This window comes from Bradyrhizobium sp. NAS96.2 (assembly GCF_001908235.1).
Lineage (GTDB): Bacteria > Pseudomonadota > Alphaproteobacteria > Rhizobiales > Xanthobacteraceae > Bradyrhizobium.
The window spans coordinates 22,325-40,100 of record NZ_LGHK01000005.1 but is presented as its reverse complement, the minus strand read 5'-3'; the positions used below and the strand labels follow the sequence as shown (position 1 = coordinate 40,100).

At 58.9% G+C, this 17,776-nt stretch carries 12 protein-coding genes; 2 read left to right on the top strand and 10 right to left on the bottom strand.

All coding sequences use genetic code 11. The annotated features are described in order from the left end of the window. Nucleotides 1-70: 70 nt before the first annotated feature. The 4 genes from AC628_RS43680 to AC628_RS01055 all read right to left on the bottom strand — a co-directional run bounded on the left by AC628_RS43680 (nt 71) and on the right by AC628_RS01055 (nt 4,220). Nucleotides 71-304 (bottom strand): hypothetical protein, encoded by a 234-nt coding sequence (locus AC628_RS43680; RefSeq protein WP_074124923.1) that lies wholly within the window; start codon nt 302-304, stop codon nt 71-73. A gap of 1,643 nt (nt 305-1,947) precedes the next feature. Continuing rightward, entirely contained in the window at nt 1,948-2,403 is a 456-nt protein-coding gene (locus tag AC628_RS46060; RefSeq protein WP_502689524.1) for a type IV secretory system conjugative DNA transfer family protein, read from the bottom strand. A 102-nt stretch (nt 2,404-2,505) separates the two neighbouring features. Next, complete coding sequence (locus AC628_RS42420) at nt 2,506-2,739, bottom strand: hypothetical protein (RefSeq protein ID WP_143201370.1); 234 nt, start codon at nt 2,737-2,739, stop codon at nt 2,506-2,508. Nucleotides 2,740-4,013: 1,274 nt separating this feature from the next. Continuing rightward, nucleotides 4,014-4,220 carry a cold-shock protein gene (locus AC628_RS01055; RefSeq protein ID WP_074124922.1) on the bottom strand — a complete coding sequence of 69 codons (207 nt, stop codon included), beginning with the start codon at nt 4,218-4,220 and terminating at the stop codon, nt 4,014-4,016. 452 nt (nt 4,221-4,672) lie between these two features. On the opposite strand from AC628_RS01055, the gene AC628_RS43675 reads away from it, so the two are divergent. Continuing rightward, nucleotides 4,673-4,810 carry a hypothetical protein gene (locus tag AC628_RS43675; RefSeq protein WP_168193273.1) on the top strand — a complete coding sequence of 46 codons (138 nt, stop codon included), beginning with the start codon at nt 4,673-4,675 and terminating at the stop codon, nt 4,808-4,810. A gap of 157 nt (nt 4,811-4,967) precedes the next feature. Here the strand turns inward: AC628_RS43675 and AC628_RS01050 are convergent, their stop codons facing one another. Beyond that, nucleotides 4,968-5,747 carry a sulfite exporter TauE/SafE family protein gene (locus AC628_RS01050; RefSeq protein ID WP_283806526.1) on the bottom strand — a complete coding sequence of 260 codons (780 nt, stop codon included), beginning with the start codon at nt 5,745-5,747 and terminating at the stop codon, nt 4,968-4,970. A 169-nt stretch (nt 5,748-5,916) separates the two neighbouring features. Here AC628_RS01050 and AC628_RS01045 point away from each other — a divergent pair, with 169 nt between their 5' ends. Continuing rightward, nucleotides 5,917-6,117: a hypothetical protein gene (locus AC628_RS01045; protein ID WP_143201369.1), complete on the top strand. Its 201-nt coding sequence runs from the start codon at nt 5,917-5,919 to the stop codon at nt 6,115-6,117. Between the two features lie 3 nt (nt 6,118-6,120). Here AC628_RS01045 and AC628_RS01040 read toward each other — a convergent pair whose 3' ends face one another. The 5 genes from AC628_RS01040 to AC628_RS42415 form a co-directional block, all read right to left on the bottom strand. Continuing rightward, the gene (locus AC628_RS01040) at nt 6,121-7,029 is read right to left on the bottom strand and encodes a serine/threonine-protein kinase (RefSeq protein ID WP_074124920.1); all 909 of its coding nucleotides are present in this window, start codon (nt 7,027-7,029) and stop codon (nt 6,121-6,123) included. 242 nt (nt 7,030-7,271) lie between these two features. Further along, nucleotides 7,272-10,835 carry a type VI secretion system membrane subunit TssM gene (gene tssM, locus AC628_RS01035; protein ID WP_168193275.1) on the bottom strand — a complete coding sequence of 1,188 codons (3,564 nt, stop codon included), beginning with the start codon at nt 10,833-10,835 and terminating at the stop codon, nt 7,272-7,274. Between the two features lie 12 nt (nt 10,836-10,847). Beyond that, complete coding sequence (gene icmH, locus AC628_RS01030) at nt 10,848-11,723, bottom strand: type IVB secretion system protein IcmH/DotU (protein ID WP_168193274.1); 876 nt, start codon at nt 11,721-11,723, stop codon at nt 10,848-10,850. Nucleotides 11,724-12,569: 846 nt separating this feature from the next. After that, nucleotides 12,570-16,583, bottom strand: a complete 4,014-nt coding sequence (locus AC628_RS01025) for a Ulp1 family isopeptidase (protein WP_245320968.1) — start codon at nt 16,581-16,583, stop codon at nt 12,570-12,572. Nucleotides 16,584-17,302: 719 nt separating this feature from the next. Further along, on the bottom strand, nt 17,303-17,683 hold the full coding sequence (locus tag AC628_RS42415) for a hypothetical protein (protein WP_143201368.1): 381 nt from the start codon (nt 17,681-17,683) through the stop codon (nt 17,303-17,305). Between the last annotated feature and the right edge of the window lie 93 nt (nt 17,684-17,776).

Below are 17,776 nucleotides of genomic sequence, written 5' to 3'. Positions count from 1 at the left end.
CTGTAACGTACAACTGCGCGTGAGAAAACGCTGATGTCGCGAGCGCTGGCGATTTCCCTTAAGGCGGCATTCAGTTCATCTGAACGTTTAGAATGCCTTTCCGGTATTCCAACTTGGACATTCTGTAGGGCAGCATTGTCGACATGCGACCTCCCGGTTCGGCCACTTCGGTCAGAGATGGATTGGCCATACGGCGCCAGCCTGCGAGTTTGCGGGCGTTCAGCGGCCCGATCGGCGCGTCGCCGGTCACCATCCGAAGCCGATGGAGTAGTTTCCAGATTGGCTGCGCCACGATAAGTTTCACGGGCTCGCTCCGAGCTCCCAGGCTGGAATGGTTGCGCAGTCGCATCGGCGACGCACCACCTTCCTGGTCTGCCACTTCCCTCAGACACGGACTGCGTATCCAGTGGGCGTCCGCTCGCGTGCGAGCTTTCAGCCTCTCGATCGTCGCGCCAGAACTCCTCGCCACTCGGACGCGAGAAGCCCGCATCTCGCCTTGGTCTCCCACTGTACGTTCTATAAGGCCGCTGCAGTCCCGGGGTTTGGACATTCTGGGTAGGCGCATCGTGGACGCGCCCCCCCTTCTGGTCCATCCCCCCCCGTGCGACGGGAGAGGGCGTCCTACCGAGCTTCCCGCCTCTGGATCGTCGCACCGCGGTTCCCCATCAGTTCGCGACGAGCCGGATTCCGGCAAGGAGCGCAAACGACGACGACTTCCACCGATTGCGCCCTGCAGGGCGACCCCAAGGAGCCGATGTGCGCCGGAGGAGGGAGCAGCAAATCGGCCTGCACCGCTGTCGCGCTGCATGCTGCGAGAATCCGAAGGACCTGTGTCCTGAAGCTCGGAACGCATCCGATCCACAATGGAACTGAACGATCGCCCCTCCTCACCAGGAGCACCAGCCGGTCCAGCGCTAGAACCGTCAGCGCCTCGACCTTCACCGGCACCAAATTCCGGAATGGGAGATTTGTCGCGCTCGTCAATGCGTCTCATAATCTTTATCCAATGTACTGGATGCCTTGCCCTCACGAGTGCGACAGTTCACTGTCGCGCTCGACCGCATATCCTCGTTATCTGATGAGCTACCGAACGGGTTTGCCGATTCAGCGATCGCCAAACACGCGGAGTTCTTTGAATTGCATGCCCCCGTTAGGCACGAGAGACTTCGAGCTCGCGGTGAACGTCAAGCGGAGCCAAGTACGTCGCTTTTTCGCTGCCCATTTGCTGACCGATCTCGCCGTGACACCTGCGCCCTTCGATAGCCCATCGGCAACGCGACAGGCGTATTGAAGACTGACAATGATGATGTGCCCATTCCGATCACCTAGAGGCTGGCTCGCGATCAGTATCGTGCATGGTGCGGTCGAGCGACGGACAGCAAGCGCAACCCCGATCAGGGCCAGTAAACCGAAAGTAGAACACAGTACAAAAGAAAACGGTTTTTCCATTCGTCAGTGCTTTCGTGGGCATGTCTGCACGCACTTGTACAACTTGACGCAAGGTCCGATTCAAGCTCTCCGCTCTATGTCGTGTGGGTTGTACTGATGGACTTTCGTCCCTCTTCCGTCATAGGCTTTGCCGCGACGCGCAAGTGTATTGCAGCAACAACTTGATGCTGCTGTTGGCCCTAAAGCTCTAGCCGAGTCGTCGGCAAGGACGTGGTCAATTTCGTTTCGGGTCATTTCGGCGTTTGGCGAGCGCAGCCCGCAAATCAGTGCGCGCTTGGAACCCGTGGGTCTCAGTCGGTTTTCTGGAAGGCATTTGTATTGGCGTGGCCGTGACACCCACCGTCATCGGCGACGGCAAGATCAAGACTCAGCCGCTCACGTGCCAGATTGCTTTCTCGGTCCAACTCAAAAATATTAGCGACGCGCAAATTGAAAGAACAGTAACTGCTTACTTAGATATGCGCTCGATCTCGCAATTTGCTCCCTTCTTGCCTCAAATCACGCTTGTCGTTCTCGGTTCCTCGGTCGTGACCCCGGTGAACAGGCTGCTTGATTGCGAGGCGCGAACGAATGTCCATGCTCGAGATGCTTGGCAATACGCTCCATCGCTCGCGCGAAGTTACGCCTGGCTTTGAACGACGGTCCGAAGTCGGATGCCGTATCCGGCAACGAACGCGACCGATTTCGCCAGGACGTTGATATTGCCGGTTGCTGGGAAGCCGTCGAGCAAGAGGGAACCTTGCGATTGAGCTTCGAATTATGTTCCGGCAGCTCGCCGGTGTTGAGATCGACGACATATTGAAAGAAGAGGTTCAACAGAGGCCCCATGCGCTCGAGATTGTCCGGCGTGACGCCGAGATAGACCAACATCGACTCCTGTCGCAGCTTGCGCAGGTCGAAATCATTGCCTGTCCTCTGGGCTGAGACCGCGAACGGCAAAGGCGACGGTGCCATTTCGGATCAGCCGCCCTCCGATAGGCGACCGTCCCTGATCTCGGCGATGAGCAATCCTTTTAGCTTGGTCAATTCATCGTCCAGGTCTTTCAGGCCCGCCCTTCAAGCCGGTTCCTCAATACAACGCCAACCGCCAACGGCCTTGCGAATTACGTGACGACTCTGGCGGTCGACGAGCTCTCCCGTCCGCAGCGCGGCCTGAGTGTCCTTCAACGCCTCTCCGAGCGGATCAGTAAACGCCGGCCGATGGAATGCCGTTGTGATCGTCTCGAGGATCAAGCGATCCTGGTCGCGCACGTTCCGGATGCCAATGATCACCAGTTCCTCCTGCAGCATCGCTTCCAGGCGCCGCAGATGTCGGCGCGTAAGACTCTGATCTTGCTGTGCGAGCGCGAGATCGCGCGCAATCCCTCGCTTTAGCAGGTGATGTAGGGGAGCATCTGACGACTGCCTGATGATGAATCCACAGAGCAAGTTCAGGAGGACTATGTAGGATCACAGGTCGAACGCTACGTTCGCGAGATCTGATTTGGCCGCGACGGACAATGCGACAACCAGCATCGTCGAAATCTTCCTGCGGCCGCTGATCGCTTCAATGGATAATGACCGGTTGATACGAGTCTATTGCGACCGTTCCTTTAATCATAGATCATGGAGTTGCGCGTAATGAAAAGAATTATTGAATACGTAGGTCATTCTACATTGGGGCATAGCGAAGCTGGTGCGCTCGGACATGATGACGCAATCCGCGTCCGGATCGTACAATGCTTGACGCTTGTTCCTGCTTTTCGTTTGCGATAAGCACATGAGCCGAAATGGAAAGACAGAATGCGAAAGCGATGGACGTGATTTTTCGCTAGCGGTTGGTCCTTAGGGCTACTTCGAAATCAAGGTTCGGCATAAGGCTATTAATTGGAGAACTGCATGAAACGAATAGACAAGGATGGTCAATTTGTTTCGGAGACCGGCAGCGTACTCCGCGTTGCACCCAACAAACCAGGAACAAAGAAGCTTACGGCGACGATGAAACGTCGCGCCTTGAAAGTTCGCAAATCTGAGCGAAAGCACGCCTCGTCTTCCTAAGCGGAACATGCTCGGCGCCTCGCAGGCCATTCGAAACGCACCGCATGTTGCTGCTTCAATGGCGAAACCGCCGGAGTTGATGCGAGGGTGCCCTATACCCTTCGCGGCCTTGATCCTGGGCGGCAACGCGCTGCTACCGCAAGGGAGAGTGCTGCGCTCGACCGCGCCAATGCCTCATGTCTTATCGATCCAGCTGATGTTCTGGCAGCTGCCGATCGCATCGGTCTCACCACCAGGTGGGTTGATATCGACCGTTGGATATTCTGCAAAGGGTGAGATATTCCGCGCGGGCCAATGACTTCACCTTGGTCCGCAGGGCTGCCGAAGGCCTCGATCGTTCTGTCGTACAAATCGTCACGTTTTGCACAAGCGCCGTCTCTTTCGGTCGCAATCCCCGAGGAGTTCGCGCGGACGCGATCACCATGATCTGAACGGCTCTCGATCGCGCTTGCATCCTGCTTTCTTGAGGTTCGGACACCGCGGCCCGCGACGGCGGTATCCTCCAGCATGTCTCTATAAGGGCGACCTCACCCAATCCGCAGGTTCTCAGCAGAGGCTTTACCCGAAGTGCCGATCTTCAGTTCGTAGCTGATCTTCGCTCCCTCCGCGAGATCCGGGTAGCCGGCCTTTTCAACGGCACGCATGTGTACGAAGACGTCGGGGCCACCATCATCTGGTTTGATGAAGCCATAACCTTTGGTCGGCTTAAACCATGTCACAGTACCAATTGGCATCGTCAACTCCTAAATGAACCCTTGCGGTCTAGCCAAACTATAGCAGGGGCACAAGCCCTGGGTTGCGCCCGCTTGGCGAGGCTTGACCTCCGCGGCTTGGCGCGGAGGCAAAGCCCGATGTCCCACCGGAAGGACCGTCTCGCTCACGCGCCGGACTTGGCGCCATCAGCTCGGTCCCAGCGAACGACGCAGAGGATTCGTCCATTCTTTCGCACAAGCGCAGCAAAACTCATCGGCCGTGAGCGCCAATCTGGTCATCGGCAACTTATGGCGTCCCTCCGCCTGGAGAAACTCCTGCCACCGTAATCCTGCGCCGCCTTGTGACAGACCTCGTCATAGACTCCATCCGCATCCTCGATCGCATAGCCGGTTCCGGCAAAGCAACCGCGCACTACCGCGTGGAGCGTATGCCGTATTGACGTCTATCGTCGCGTACGGCGTTGAGGCACGCGATGATCACGACGTCCTCGAATCGGCGGCGGCAAACGCCCCTGGTAGATGTCGCCTTGGTGCGGAGGAAATCGATGGTCGCGGCGACCTTGTTGTTGCTGGACGTGATCAGCGAGCGCTCGGAGAAGAACACCTCGTGATGCAGCCTGTTGCAATTCGCGGGCTCCGACGTCCGCCGCGAATATTGCATCAACGAAGCCGGCGCCAAGGTCGACGTGCTCACACGCGATGAAAACAATCACCCTCAAGCCGCCACGAAAGCAGGGACGGCAAGACAGAAAGGCCTAAATCCGGCCATTACCTTACCGCGATACCAACAGCCTGGCGCGCAAAGAATAGGATGGTCGCAAGAACATATCGCGTGGCCCAATCGTTCATCCACCGCAGCCCGATGCAGGTTCCCAGCATGGCTCCAAGAACTGCACCGAATATGTAGAAGGCAATATCTGGGTTCACTGACTGACCGGACAGCAGCACCCCCGCCAGCGCGAGTACCGAATTGCAGAGGATGAATGGCGGTGAGAGCCCAGCAGCCTGCCTCGGAGAGACCCAACCAAGCATCAAGATGAGTGGGACGAGAAATACACCACCGCCAATTCCCGTGAATCCGGAGAGCAGGCCCGTGGCAGCGCCTACCAGCGCGGCACGACCAGGCGGCACCTGACCATGCTTGACGTTGCCAACACGACGCTTGAGCAACATCAAGAACGAGGCTGCAATCAGCAGCGTACCGGTCATGATAGAGTACAGCGATCCGCCGATCGCCAGCAGCCCGCCGATGAAGGCCGTCAACATTGACGGAATCGAGATCTGCCAAAGCAGATTCCATTCAATCTTTTTGTGCCGATGCAGCCTCCAAGTCGCATAGCTGGCGGCAACAACATTTAAGACAAGTGCAGTTGGGCGCATCTGCTCGGCCGAAAGGCCTGCAAAGGCCATGACTGCGAAAAAAGCTGTCCCCCGACCTGGCCGGCGGTCGAGTACAACAGTGAGACCAGGCCTATCAACAAGGTGACGAGTAATGTTGATTGCATGGTCCGGAGATGGCCTGGAGACAAGAGAGAGAACAAGGTCCATGCTAGCCCATTTGCTGGTTGGCTCACTTGAGCTTTCGCAAAGAGGAGCACGTAATTGGCACGCATTGCGCGTCATTGTGGTCTTTGCACGCGCTGCGAAATCTGGCGCTCAGCGGCGAATAACAGCCCGCTTCAAATGAAGCCGCGTAATGTTCGAATGCCGACAACCCTTGTCGGCAACCAACATCCAAAATGTCGTTTTTATGCTGATGATCGCAAGGCTGCATCATCTTACCGAACCAACAGACCAATTGCATCAGGGTGCTGGGTCGGCGCGCATCAGCGACGTGGAGGATTCTCGCTCGCGAGTGGCGATGAACACTCAAGGAGAGATCCTGGCCGCCGTCGATGCTGACTGCCTGATAATGTAAACTTCAGCTGGGCCTATCAGGCTCTCGAAGCAGCATACGCTGGCCGAACAACCGGTAGAGCCAGGGCGGGTGGCCGAGGCGCTGGACGAACTCGTCCACATTCTCGATACGGTCGCGGCGGTCAAGGGCAAGGCCTGAAGCGAGCACCCGCCATTGCGCTGGCGAAATGGTCCGCGGCGGTGCCGGTGTGAGGTTCACCTTGAGTGCCTCATCGGCTGCCTGCTGCGCATAAGGATGGGCGCCAGTCAGGGCCAGATAGGTCACCACCGCGAGGGAATAGACATCGTCGCTCTCTGCTGGCGGCTCTCCCATCAATAACTCTGGCGAGGTATATGCCGGTGTCAGCAGGCCGATTTGGGCGAGTATGGCTGTGGCCCTATCGTGTTGCGCCGGAACGTCGAGCTTGAGCGCTGTCCCCCAATCCAGAATTTTGATTTCGCCCGTCGAAGTTATGAAGATGTTGCTTGGTTTGAGGCCGCCATGGACGATCCCGAGACGGTGCATGTGCGCGAGCGCCTGCCCGACACCACGGACGATCTGAAAGGATAGCGAGGGTGACAACGGCTGTCCCTGGCGATCGGCAAGGATCTGCGCTAGCGAGCGGCCCTTTAGGAGCTCCATGACCAGGTAGTGATACTTGCCGTCGTAATCGGAATCGTAGATTTGCACCAAATTGCGGTGCATGGAGTTACGCAAAAGACGTGCCTGGCGATGCAGCAGCTCGACAATTTTCTGGCGTATCTTCGAATGTGGGTGAATGACCTGCACTGCTACTTCCGGATTTTGTTCGCGTGCCCACAGGCCGATCCGATCGATCGCGCGATAGACGGTACAGGCGCTACCCTCATTGATCACCTCTAGCAGGTCGAAACGACCGCCAAGCACGTATCCCAGGGAGGCAGCTGGATTCACTGCGTAGCCCCAACCAAGTGACCAACGATCGCATTCGTATCGTCGGTTGCCTCTTGCATGAGCAGGCAATGCAGGATCATTTCGAAGCCGATGCTACATATCGTGGACGTGTGGAACGGCCACTTGCGATCAACAGGAGGCGGTGTTTCGGCGTCTCGGTGGAACCGAGTATTCCCTCGCAGCCGGCTGCATTTAGCCCTTTTATCCCGAAACGGTTAGGAACCGCGCTCACAGCGTTGTCGTCACAGGCTATTCGGACAACGGAACGAACGAAGGACATTCGAGCTGAACGGATTGCTTTTACTTTCCGCGCGTAGCTCGTAAGTCACACTGGGTCGGCCGGCTCCGCCGATCGTTAAGGTGAAGCGATTGGAGGTGCCACGTGAAGACAGCCGCGAGGCACCGACAAGCCTGAACAATGCCCAAGGACCTGAGCTCTCAATCTTCTCCTCGGTCCCATCCAAGGCGGTCAGTGTGATGGAGGCAGTGCTTGCTTTGGTCGGGGCCGGCCACTCGAGGTCGTAGGAGCGCGGCGCCTCGTGACGATAGAAAATCTCCTTGCCATCCATGGCGAAAGTCGCGCGCCGCAGATGGGAGGCGAGATAGACAGGCTTGATGCTGAATTTAACGGCGGGCGCAGAGCCGGGGCCGCTGAAAAACGCCTTCCGAATCTCCTGCGCGCGCTGGAACTGAGCCAGGGCATTCGCATGGATCGGGACCGCGGCGCCATCGATGGTCGCAAGCGCAAGGCCGTTTCGGCCCTTGACGACTAGCGGCGACAAGTACCTCTGAAAAAAGTCATCGAGAACGCCGCCGGGTCGGAACAAATCGCTAAAATCCTTCAGTGTCATGTCCTCAGTCGCCGTCGCATACATTGGATAGCGTTGGAAGATGGCAGCCGCGCAGAGCGGGACGACTTCGCCCACCCAAACTGCATTGACATAGCCGTGCGCCTGTTTGAGCAAGACGCTCCATGTCGAGAGCGCGACGTCATTCATGATGGTGCGGACCAGCTCCGGCCGGAGCGCCGAATCGGCGCGCAAGGCGCCGAAGGAATCGCTATTTGGATCTTTGGCGCGCCGCAGAACGAGCTGCAATGCAGTCCGGCCAGGATCCGGCGCCGACGCGATGTTGGCCATCGTCGCATAGAGGCCACCGAAACGGTCGCGGATTTGATCCATGCCGGCCGGCTGTCCCGGGGCTTCCGCCATGGTCAGTCGGGCCAGAGGCCGGAACGCTTCGGTGATTCGTGTTCCTGGCCAAGGCGCATCGCCGAATGCTGCCGAAAACGCGGCGGACGCGGCAGCACCCGTCTTGGCGGAGGCCATCTCTCGGATTGGTGGTAGGTTTGTATGGTCGCGCACCACGGAAATGATCTGCAGCAGCGCGCTTTGTGATCCGGCGAGTCCACGCAAAATTGCTGCGCCGCGCTGCATGTCGTCGAACTTGACGGCGCGAATGTTGCTTAAGGCACTTGTCCAAATGCGAATATAGTCGTCAACATACCGGTCAATAACCTTCAATGCGAGCTGCTGCATATCGGCCGTGTCCAAGGGACCACCGGCAAGGATCCAGTCGTCGGTTTGCTCTTCTTTGATGATGAGCGGGAGGCGGTGCAGCAGAAAATCGAGGAACCCGTCGCGCGTGAAGATGCCGGGGATGATGGCACCATTGCTCGAATCGAGAGGGTCGTGCTGTAGAATATCGGGAGATACAATCTGCGGAGCGCGCATCTCAAGCTCGCCGGAACCGAGCAGACGGACCAGGTCGATCGGCCGGAGCTGGGTGTTCTGCGCTGCTTCGCGCAACAAACGGATGTAGACGTGCTCGACGGGAGGGCGCTCCATCAGCCGCGAGCCGACAGCGATCACGAATTTCTGGTCAGTCGTGATGGGCTTCGGCAACAGCTCAATCAGGCGTGAGAAATGCTCCTTCAACTCGCCCGATGATGTCGTATCGAGCGCGAACGCCAGTGCGACTTCGGTAAGCGCCGCCTGCTCGACCTTGCCGCGGTCGAAATGCCTCGGATTGCTTAGCATCAAATACGTCCGGAACGCTTCCTTGGCCTGGTCCAGCAAAGTATCGTTGCCCGCACGCAATAACGCCTCGATGCGGACAGCAAGCCTGCTGGCGAAAACTGGCAGCAGTCGGTCGACCAGAATGTGGTCATAGGTCTCCTGCGCAGCCGGCGCCAGCGCCGGGGTCGCCGAGATGCCGAAGCCTTCAAGCCACCCATACGATGTGCCCTCGCCGGCAGCCTGAGGCAACCGGCGCGCGGCATTCAGGAGCGGCAAAAGCTTCTTCAGGTCCTGCGGTTCGTGGATTTCTTGAAGGTGCGCCTGCAACGTCTGTACAGCTGTTCTGGTTTCAGCGATGCGTACTTCGCTTTGGGCGAAGGCATCATACCACTGGGCGAATGCAGCCACCGCCAGTATGACCGCAGCGATATAGCCGCAGCCATGCAGCACTGCGAGCTTGCGTTCGAGCCTCAAATTGCGACCGGCCAGGCCCTGCTCAGCGAAGATGACGTCGGTCAGCAACCGCTTGATGAAAAACGCCTGCCCCGGCCTGATTGGAGGCAAGGGCGGCCGGGAGTGCAGACCAAAACTGCGGCTGATCGCTTCGCTGACCCGCTCGATCGGCGTGCCTTCCTGCGTGCTACTGGTAAAGTAGACCCCGCGCAGTATCGGCCGCACCTCGAAGCGGCTCATGCGGAACACTTCGCTCACGAAGCCGGTGATTGCTGCCTGGGCGCTCCAGAATTCCTTCGGAAACGCGTACATGACTGAGCGGCGGCTGAGATTGCGTTCCTCCTGCATGCGAAAGGCCAGTTTGCTCTCGAGGCGCTCGACAAGCTCCTGAATCTCAAGGGTCACGACGTCACTGATGTGATCGCCCCCCGTATCGAGGGGAAAGGTCTTGCCCCAAACCTGAGCACGGCCTTCCTGGTCGAGATTGTCGAAGTATTCAGCGAAGCCAGACACGAGATCGCATTTGGTCACCAGAACATAGACCGGAATCCGCATTCCACACTTGTTCAGAAGCTCCTGTATCCGCGAACGGATTGAACTGACGAGCCGCCGCCGCCGATTGTTGTCGCTCAGCAAGAGATCGGAAAGGCTAATTGCGACAACGACGCCGTTGATTGGCCGCTGGCGCCGATGCGCGGTGAGAAAATCGAGAAAGCCGTGCCAGGCCGCGCGATCGACGTCGTCATCCGTATTCTCGGTCTTATAACGGCTTGCGGTTTCGATAAGAACTGCTTCGTCGGTGAACCACCAGTCGCAGTTTCGCGTACCGCCGACCCCAGCGACCGGATCGACGCCGAGCCGCTCGGCCAGCGGAAGCTCGAGCCCTGAATTGCGCAGGATCGTCGTCTTGCCGGCGCCCGGTGGACCGATGACGATGTACCAGGGCAGCTCGAACAGATTGCTTGGGCCCCGCTTGCGGGCGAACACTGTATCGCGCAGGACTTTGAACGCATCCTCGAAGCGCCTACGGATCAGTTCGACCTCCCGACTATAATCGCTGGAGGACGAGATGAAGCCTTCGCTCTCCATCAGCGACTTGATGGCGCGCCGATTGGCGTGGCGCGCTAACCAGTGTCGGACAAGGATGACGAGCATGGCCGCCAGGAAGACGGCGGCGATTGTGGCGGCGCAAACAGTCACCGACTGGAGCGGATATCGACCGAACAGGTCGAGATAAGGTCCGCCGGACCAGATGAGCACGCCGACCGCCGACAAGCCGATCAGCGTCACGATGCCTCGGACCGATAGGGATGCCGCGAATTGCGCGCCGAACACCTGCACCTCTCCTTAGAGCGGCCCGGACCGGCCGATCAAGTCAAGCAACTGCTCGACGGGCGCCAGTTCTCCAGAGAGGCGCCACCAAAAAAAGCCATAACCGATGAGGACCGTGAGGGCAGCAGCCGTAAAGACGATCCTCAACGGCAGGTAACTGCACACGCCCGTGCACGCACTGATGGCGCGCCATTGGCTCGATAGCTCGGCGGGCGGTGAGGTCGCGTGGTCCCGCAAGCGACGCTCGACCTCGCAGCGCAAGTCTGCAAGTAGCTCGCGGCCGCCTTCGACCACGCGATATTTGCCTTCGAAGCCCATCAACAGGCAGACATTGATGAGCTTAAGCAAGGCGAGGTATTTGGCTGGTTCGGCCTGGGTGTGCTCGAGTATCTGAAAGACCTTGTCGCCGCCCCAGCTCTCGTTATGGAACTGGTTGAGCAGGCTATTGTCACTCCAAACGCTTTCAGCGCCCCAGCGCGTGGTCATCACGGCCTCGTCGATGAGCGCGCATATCACATAACGAGCGGCTATTACATCGCTCGCCTGATGTTTGATGGCCCGCTCTTCGAAGCGACGGATTTGCTCGACAATTCCACGATGCAACGCGCCGATATCGGCATTGTTGACGAATTGAAGCTGCGCGACGACCAAAAGGAGCGGCGCTGCTGCCGCGACCAAGGTGTCCTCCACCGCCTTTGGCTCGAAGAGGCCGTGGGCCACGATTTCGGCATCATTGACTGCCGAGCCTTCGCCGACGTCAGATGTGGGCACTGGCGCATAAGGGACCGTCGGAGCGGCGACCTTCGGTTGAACAAGACCGGAAGGTTGCCCGCTTTGACTGTCGCGGATTGGACCAGCTGGCCTCGGTCCAATGACTGTCGGCTCATCCATGTGCACGGATCTAGAAGTTGCAGGTACAGCCAAGCCCGTGCTCCAGCGGCCCGCCCTCCGGTCCAAACGCGTGTGTTGCGTTCCAGCCCAAGGCCTTCTCGCCGACGACTCGCAGTGTGGGATGCATCTCACACCTTCAGCCCTGCTCATCAGCACGGTCGTGCGTCACATGCGAATTGGCTGCGGTGGGATATCGCCCCCGCTGCCTGCAATTGTTGAACGTCGATCGGCTTGCTGATGCGCCAGAGGAGCTTCTGTCGTGCACTCAAAGTCCATTCGAGGACGCGCTGGCTCCCTCTCTCCGGAACGAGGCGCAGTGGCCAAGGAAAGGGAAGCATCGCTCGTCTCAGGCATCTACGTGCACCAACCACTCAGTGTTGCGGCATCTTAATAGCAACGCCTGTGCCAATGGCTTAAGACATTGATTTGGCTTCTAAACAGTGAGCTCAACAAAGGGGCGAAAGTGTCCTCAACCAAACCAAGGCGGCGTGGTTTGTAAGAGAGCGGACAAGCATCGACATGGTCAAGACATGAGATTTGTCCTCATGCCAGGTCATCCATCCTTAGTTGAGCGCGCCGACCATCGCCTCTGCTGCCTCTGGATAGCCATCAGCCCCTCGGTTCGCAGCCGTCCTCCTGTCGCCCGCCGACATGGATATCCGATTTCGGTCTTTGGTACGCACGCCAATGACTTCTTCCTCGTCGGCTGACCAACGATATGAAGAGCTAGGATCTCAACCGCCGGACCGGCCTAATTCGAAGCGGAGCGAGGTGTTGTCCTGATTCGCTCGCTCAGCGAGCCGACGGTCCAGACTTCGGGAGAGCCGCTCCTGCCAGCCAGCTCCATTAGCGCAAGCCGGAATGAGCCCGAAGCCGGTCCTGGAGGGACTGCCTATTGACGACGAGATTGTCGAGATGCAGCCGTTCTGGCCACTCTCCTTGTGCTAATCGTCGAACCAGCGCCCGTGTGCCGTCGACCACAAAGACACCGCAGTCATAGCTGTTCTGCTGCTGGGCCATGACCGGTGACTCAAGGCGGGCGCACAGCCGCCGTGCGAGCTGCGCTGCCGCTTCGTGGTTGTGTCCCCGGACAGAGTCGTAGTGATAGGCAACCGGCTGTCTTCGCGTGCGGCGATCAAGAAGCAGCAGCGACCAATGCTTGCCGACGCTCTTAGGATCCGTAGCATCGTTCACAGGCAGGAACAGGAAGTCGGCGGTATCATTACCATTCGGATCGTAGACGATACGTTGGAATGCGCGCAGCATGTCTGACTGCTCGCCGAAGCGCAGTTGATAGTGGGCGATCAAGGGATCCACGAAATTCGTCCGGGCGGCGAGTTGCGGGTGGTCGCGCTGCAATTCTTGCACTAGGAGCTCGTAATCCCCCTGAATATGCTCGTCGCCCAGCCATTCCACGGCGCCGAGCTCTAGTCCGTTATGGCCCCGGGAGGTGGCTGTCGGATCCAAAGCGCCGATCTTGATCTGGCCATCGACGGATGTGCGCCGGGACGGCGCATAATGAGCATCATCACGCAGCTCCTGCGGCGTCGGTGCATTCAGATCAACAAAAGACTCTAGGCCGCTGTAGGTGTCTGAACGAGGCCTGGCAGGATGCACCGGCGCGAAGTCAGCATCGTCGCGCAGCTCGGACGGCGTCGGCGCATTCAGATCAACAAAAGATGCTAGGCCGCTGTAGGTGTCTGAGCGAGGCCTGGCAGGATGCGCCGCCGCGAAGTCAGCATCATCGCGCAGCTCGGACGGCGTCGGCGCATTCAGATCAACAAAAGACTCTAGGCCGCTGTAGGTATCTGAACGAGGCCCGGCAGGATGCGCCGGCGCAAAGTCAGCATCATCGTGCAACTCGGACGGCGTCGGCGCATTCAGATCAACAAAAGACTCTAAGCCGCTGTAGGTGTCTGAACGAGGCGTGGCAGGATGCGCCGGTGCGAAGCTAGCATCATCGTGCAACTCGGACGGCGTCGGCGCATTCAGATCAACAAAAGACTCTAAGCCGCTGTAGGTGTCTGAACGAGGCCCGGCAGGATGCGCCGGCGTGAAGCCGGCATCATCGTGCAACTCGGACGGCGTCGGCGCATTCAGATCAACAAAAGACTCTAAGCCGCTGTAGGTGTCCGAACGAGGCCTGGCAGGATGCGCCGGCGTGAAGTCAGCATCATCGTGCGACTCGAACGGTGTCGGCGCATTCAGATCAACAGATAGCGTGCCCTTACCATGTGACAGGGGCCTGGATGGTGCTGCTGATTCTTGCATCTGTTCATCGAACCAAGCCCTAGCTCCCGCGCTGGCTAGGCTTGAGGGAAGATCCTGCGCCGAGCCGGAATGCTGTCCGATCTGCGCGGCCGGCGAGCTCGGATGCTCAGAGCCCGATAGCCCCAGTTCTCGATTCGCCCTGACGAGTTTTAAGTAGCTGCGAAGATGCGACAAATCGGGACCGTGTACTCTGGCTTTAGTCCGTTGGAATGCTACCACGTCATTGTCGAGCGATAACTGCTCCCTGCTGGAGCCGTTTAGTCGCCCGATAATGCTCCCTTTGCGATTGTCTCTAAGCCACGCACTCAGCGCACGAAGGCGTGTCGCGCGCTTTTGTGCAGCCTCCCTTAGCTTCGCAGTCGGATCTTTAAGATCGTTCAAGGCTTGAAGATCGTTCAAGGCTTGGCGGAGCGCGCCCTCGATGAGCGGGGCATCTTCGGGATGAGGAGCCCGGCGACGGGGAGCACCAAGAACTCGGGGTTGGGGGGCTTCGGCTTCTTCCCCCCCACGCAAGAGCGTCCGGAGAACGTCTAGAGCCGATTTAATGCTGTTCTTACGATCACGGCCCAAACTCCTGTATGCCGCAATTTCCTCGTCCAGCGATGAACCGTCTCGCAGCCGGGAAGTTACAGGCCCCCTATAACTTGCGTTAATCCAACGAACGAATGCTCCAAGCTGGGAAACACTGTTCTTGATGGCCCCAGGGGTGAGCTTGCGCAGCTCGCCGTGTACACGAAACCTCGCCAAGAGCTCCGCGTCTTGGGCCGGGAGCTGCTCGCCGGTCAGCTGCTCCGGCGGCTGCAGGCCTCCGGACGCAGATATATTCAGTGTGCTCGGAAAGCTAGCACCTTCACGCAACTGGTAAGATGTCGACGAAATCTGGGCTGGGACAGCCAAGGGTGGCGCAGTCTCCGAGCTCGGCCACATGCTCCAATCAAAATCGAGCGGCATCTGCCGCGACCAGGTCGAGGCGGAGCCGATGGGTTCCTGCGGTCCAGCTTGTTCTGCCCTCTGGAGCTGCTCAGGCTGGATCAAGGCGGACCGTGATGGGCTGCTGGCCACGATCGCCGATCGCTGATTGTGAGCGTGTCCCTTCGTGAGGACCAGTGGCGAACTGACGGCGTCACGTAATGCGTCGTGCTGCCTAGCGGTGTCTGGGATCGCTGGGGCGTATTCGTGCGCACGCGCGAGCATCGGAGCTTGCCCCTGCGATGGCGGCGGCCCCAGTTGCGATGGGATCTGCGTCAGTTGCCGCTCAACGGCGACGCCCTCGGGGTTGCTTAGCGTCTTCTGCCTCTTGGCTGATCTTAACTTCCCTGTGTCATGCTCCTCGCTGACGAGAATCTCCTCGCTCGTCACGAGGGGGCCGTGAGCTTCATGCGTCAATTCGTGGGCCTGATGGCGCCAGTTCAAGGGAGGCAGGGACTGTGCAGGATCCAGTGCCTGGCTATGCCGCGGTGGCTGAAGACTGGACGATGCACCGGCTTCGTCGGTCCTCCCAAAATATAAATCCTGATCGTCTCCCTCAGAGAGTTGCGCTGGCCAACTGAAGGCTGGCTGCGCCCCGCCCTGCTCAGCCGTGGCCTCAATGTCCCCGGCCCGGCGCGTGATTGACGCTACTCCGCACGGCAACTGGGAGGCGCGAAGACGATCTAGTGCGCAAAGAACGAGCCGCCTCTTACTCTTATCGAACACCGCAGCATCGCTGGCCAGCGACTCGTCGTTAAGTCGAGCAGCGATGCACGGTTTGTTGTTTGCAAAAAGCCACTGGCTGAATCTGCGAAGAGGACGAATATAATTCGCCTTAACGGTGATCTCCTTGTACTCCGCTTCGACGAGCGCGTCTTGAAGTGCGGAAATCATCTGCGCGTCTTCGGAATAAAAAGGGGGAGCGCTGAGTTTTCTCGCTCCATCGCGGAGATGTTCAAGTGCAGCGCCGATACTTCTGTGACCACCGGCGTCCTTGAAGCGCTTGATCTCTTCATTCAGCGCTTCTTCCTCATTCCATGTCTCGTCGTGAAGCCGCGCCGCAATGCCCGGCTCGCTGTTTGCACGCAGGTAGTGGCTGAAATCCGTGAGAAGAGTTGCATAGGTTCTAGCGGTACTTAAAGTTCCGGCCGTCACTGCTTGTTGTTTGTACTGTTTGATGAGAGTCGCGTCCTCAGGATAGGGAGCAAGGTCAGGGCGGCTAGCGATCGGTGCGATTCCCGTCGACTGAGAGGTCCGCAGATGAGCTAGTGCATAACGGACGTTCGTCGTTCCACCTTTTGCTATGAACTCATCGACATCTTCGTCCATTGAATCGTTATGAAGCCGAGCAGCAATGCTGGGCTTTCTGTTTGCAAAGAGCCAGCGGGCGAAGCTGCGCAGATGACCGACGTTGCTCGTGGCGGTGCTCTCATCGGCTCCCCCTTTGAGGAGCGCCTGCTTAAGCCCGGGAATAAGGAGTGCATCTTCGGCATAAAGCGGCTTCTCGCTGTGACCTACCAACACCCCAATTGGCTGGCTCTTCTGCTGGGCTGAGCCGCCCGGCATCGCCTCATGCTCTCCGGTTGTCTCCAGAGATGACGCAGGGCGGGGCTCGTTCATGATCCCCTGAAATTGTTCCTGATCTCCCGCAGGAAGAACCTCTGGCCAATCGACAGCTCCATGCGAAGCGCTGTGCCCGACCGCGCGACCCGCGACACGGCTCGGCTCCATGAGTGCCGCAGCGCCCAGCATTGTTCCTTCACCGTCCGGAGCCGGCGAATATGGGCGCCTGCTCGCCCGCATGACGGGCCGCGCCCCAGATCCCGTTGCATCCGCTTGGGCGCGGACCTGCATGGGCACGGGAGCGGATGGGCGAGCGACCTCGCTCAGCTGCCTCTGAAAGGCCGGCGCCTCTGCCGATGAGCCGGCCGGAGGGGCATCTTGCGCGTCACCGCTATCCGTTTCCTGACGCACCCCATTCATTGAGACGAAGTTCATCTGTACTCACTTTGATGAAAGGCCAGGAGCGCTAATCGTATACGCCTGGACCTGAGCCGACACATCGCCAGCATTTGAGGGCTTAGCTGAAAGTGCATTCCTGACATCTAACCCAGGAATAAACCGTGGTTATGGTCCCAACCTGTCGCACCAAGTGGCCGAGAATGGGGCGCTACGATCTTTCTCATTACCGCCGCCTGCCTACACTCTTAATGTCCCGCCTCAATTGAGCCGAGATGAACAGTGGCCAAGAAGCTCCCAAAGAGCTTGCGTGTTTGGTGGCGATGCGGCGGAAGTCCTTGAGCCCACAGAAGCTGCGCTCGAACACATTTCGAACGTTTCTAAGCAGGTTTGTCGAAGCGATGGATGACGATACGGTTGTTGGGGATTACGGCCTTGGCGCGCAACGATGAGCTCAGCTCGAAGGCGGTCGCCTTTGCCGGCGATGAGCGCGCGCATGGATGGGCGAGCGCTGATGTCAGCGTCGTGGCGCCGGGATCCAACAAAGGACGAGCGGCCGGCAGAATGGATCGCTCAGCGCACGGATTTTTGTCGAGCGGCCAAAGGAGCGGCCGATCGCCTGATTGTGCTTCCCCCTTTCCGCCGGAACTTTGATCGAGATCGAATCGAGTTCCGCGCGACGCAATCTTGCCAGCGCTGGAAGATTGCACCCCATCGCCCGTACTTGGCGCAATGATTGAGCGATCGTAGATGGTCTGCAAGGGTCATAACTTACGCGGAACTCGCGCCAGCCGGCACCTGATTGAGAGCATGTCAACGATGCCGCTGATGGTGGCGCCGATCGTCGGCCGGGC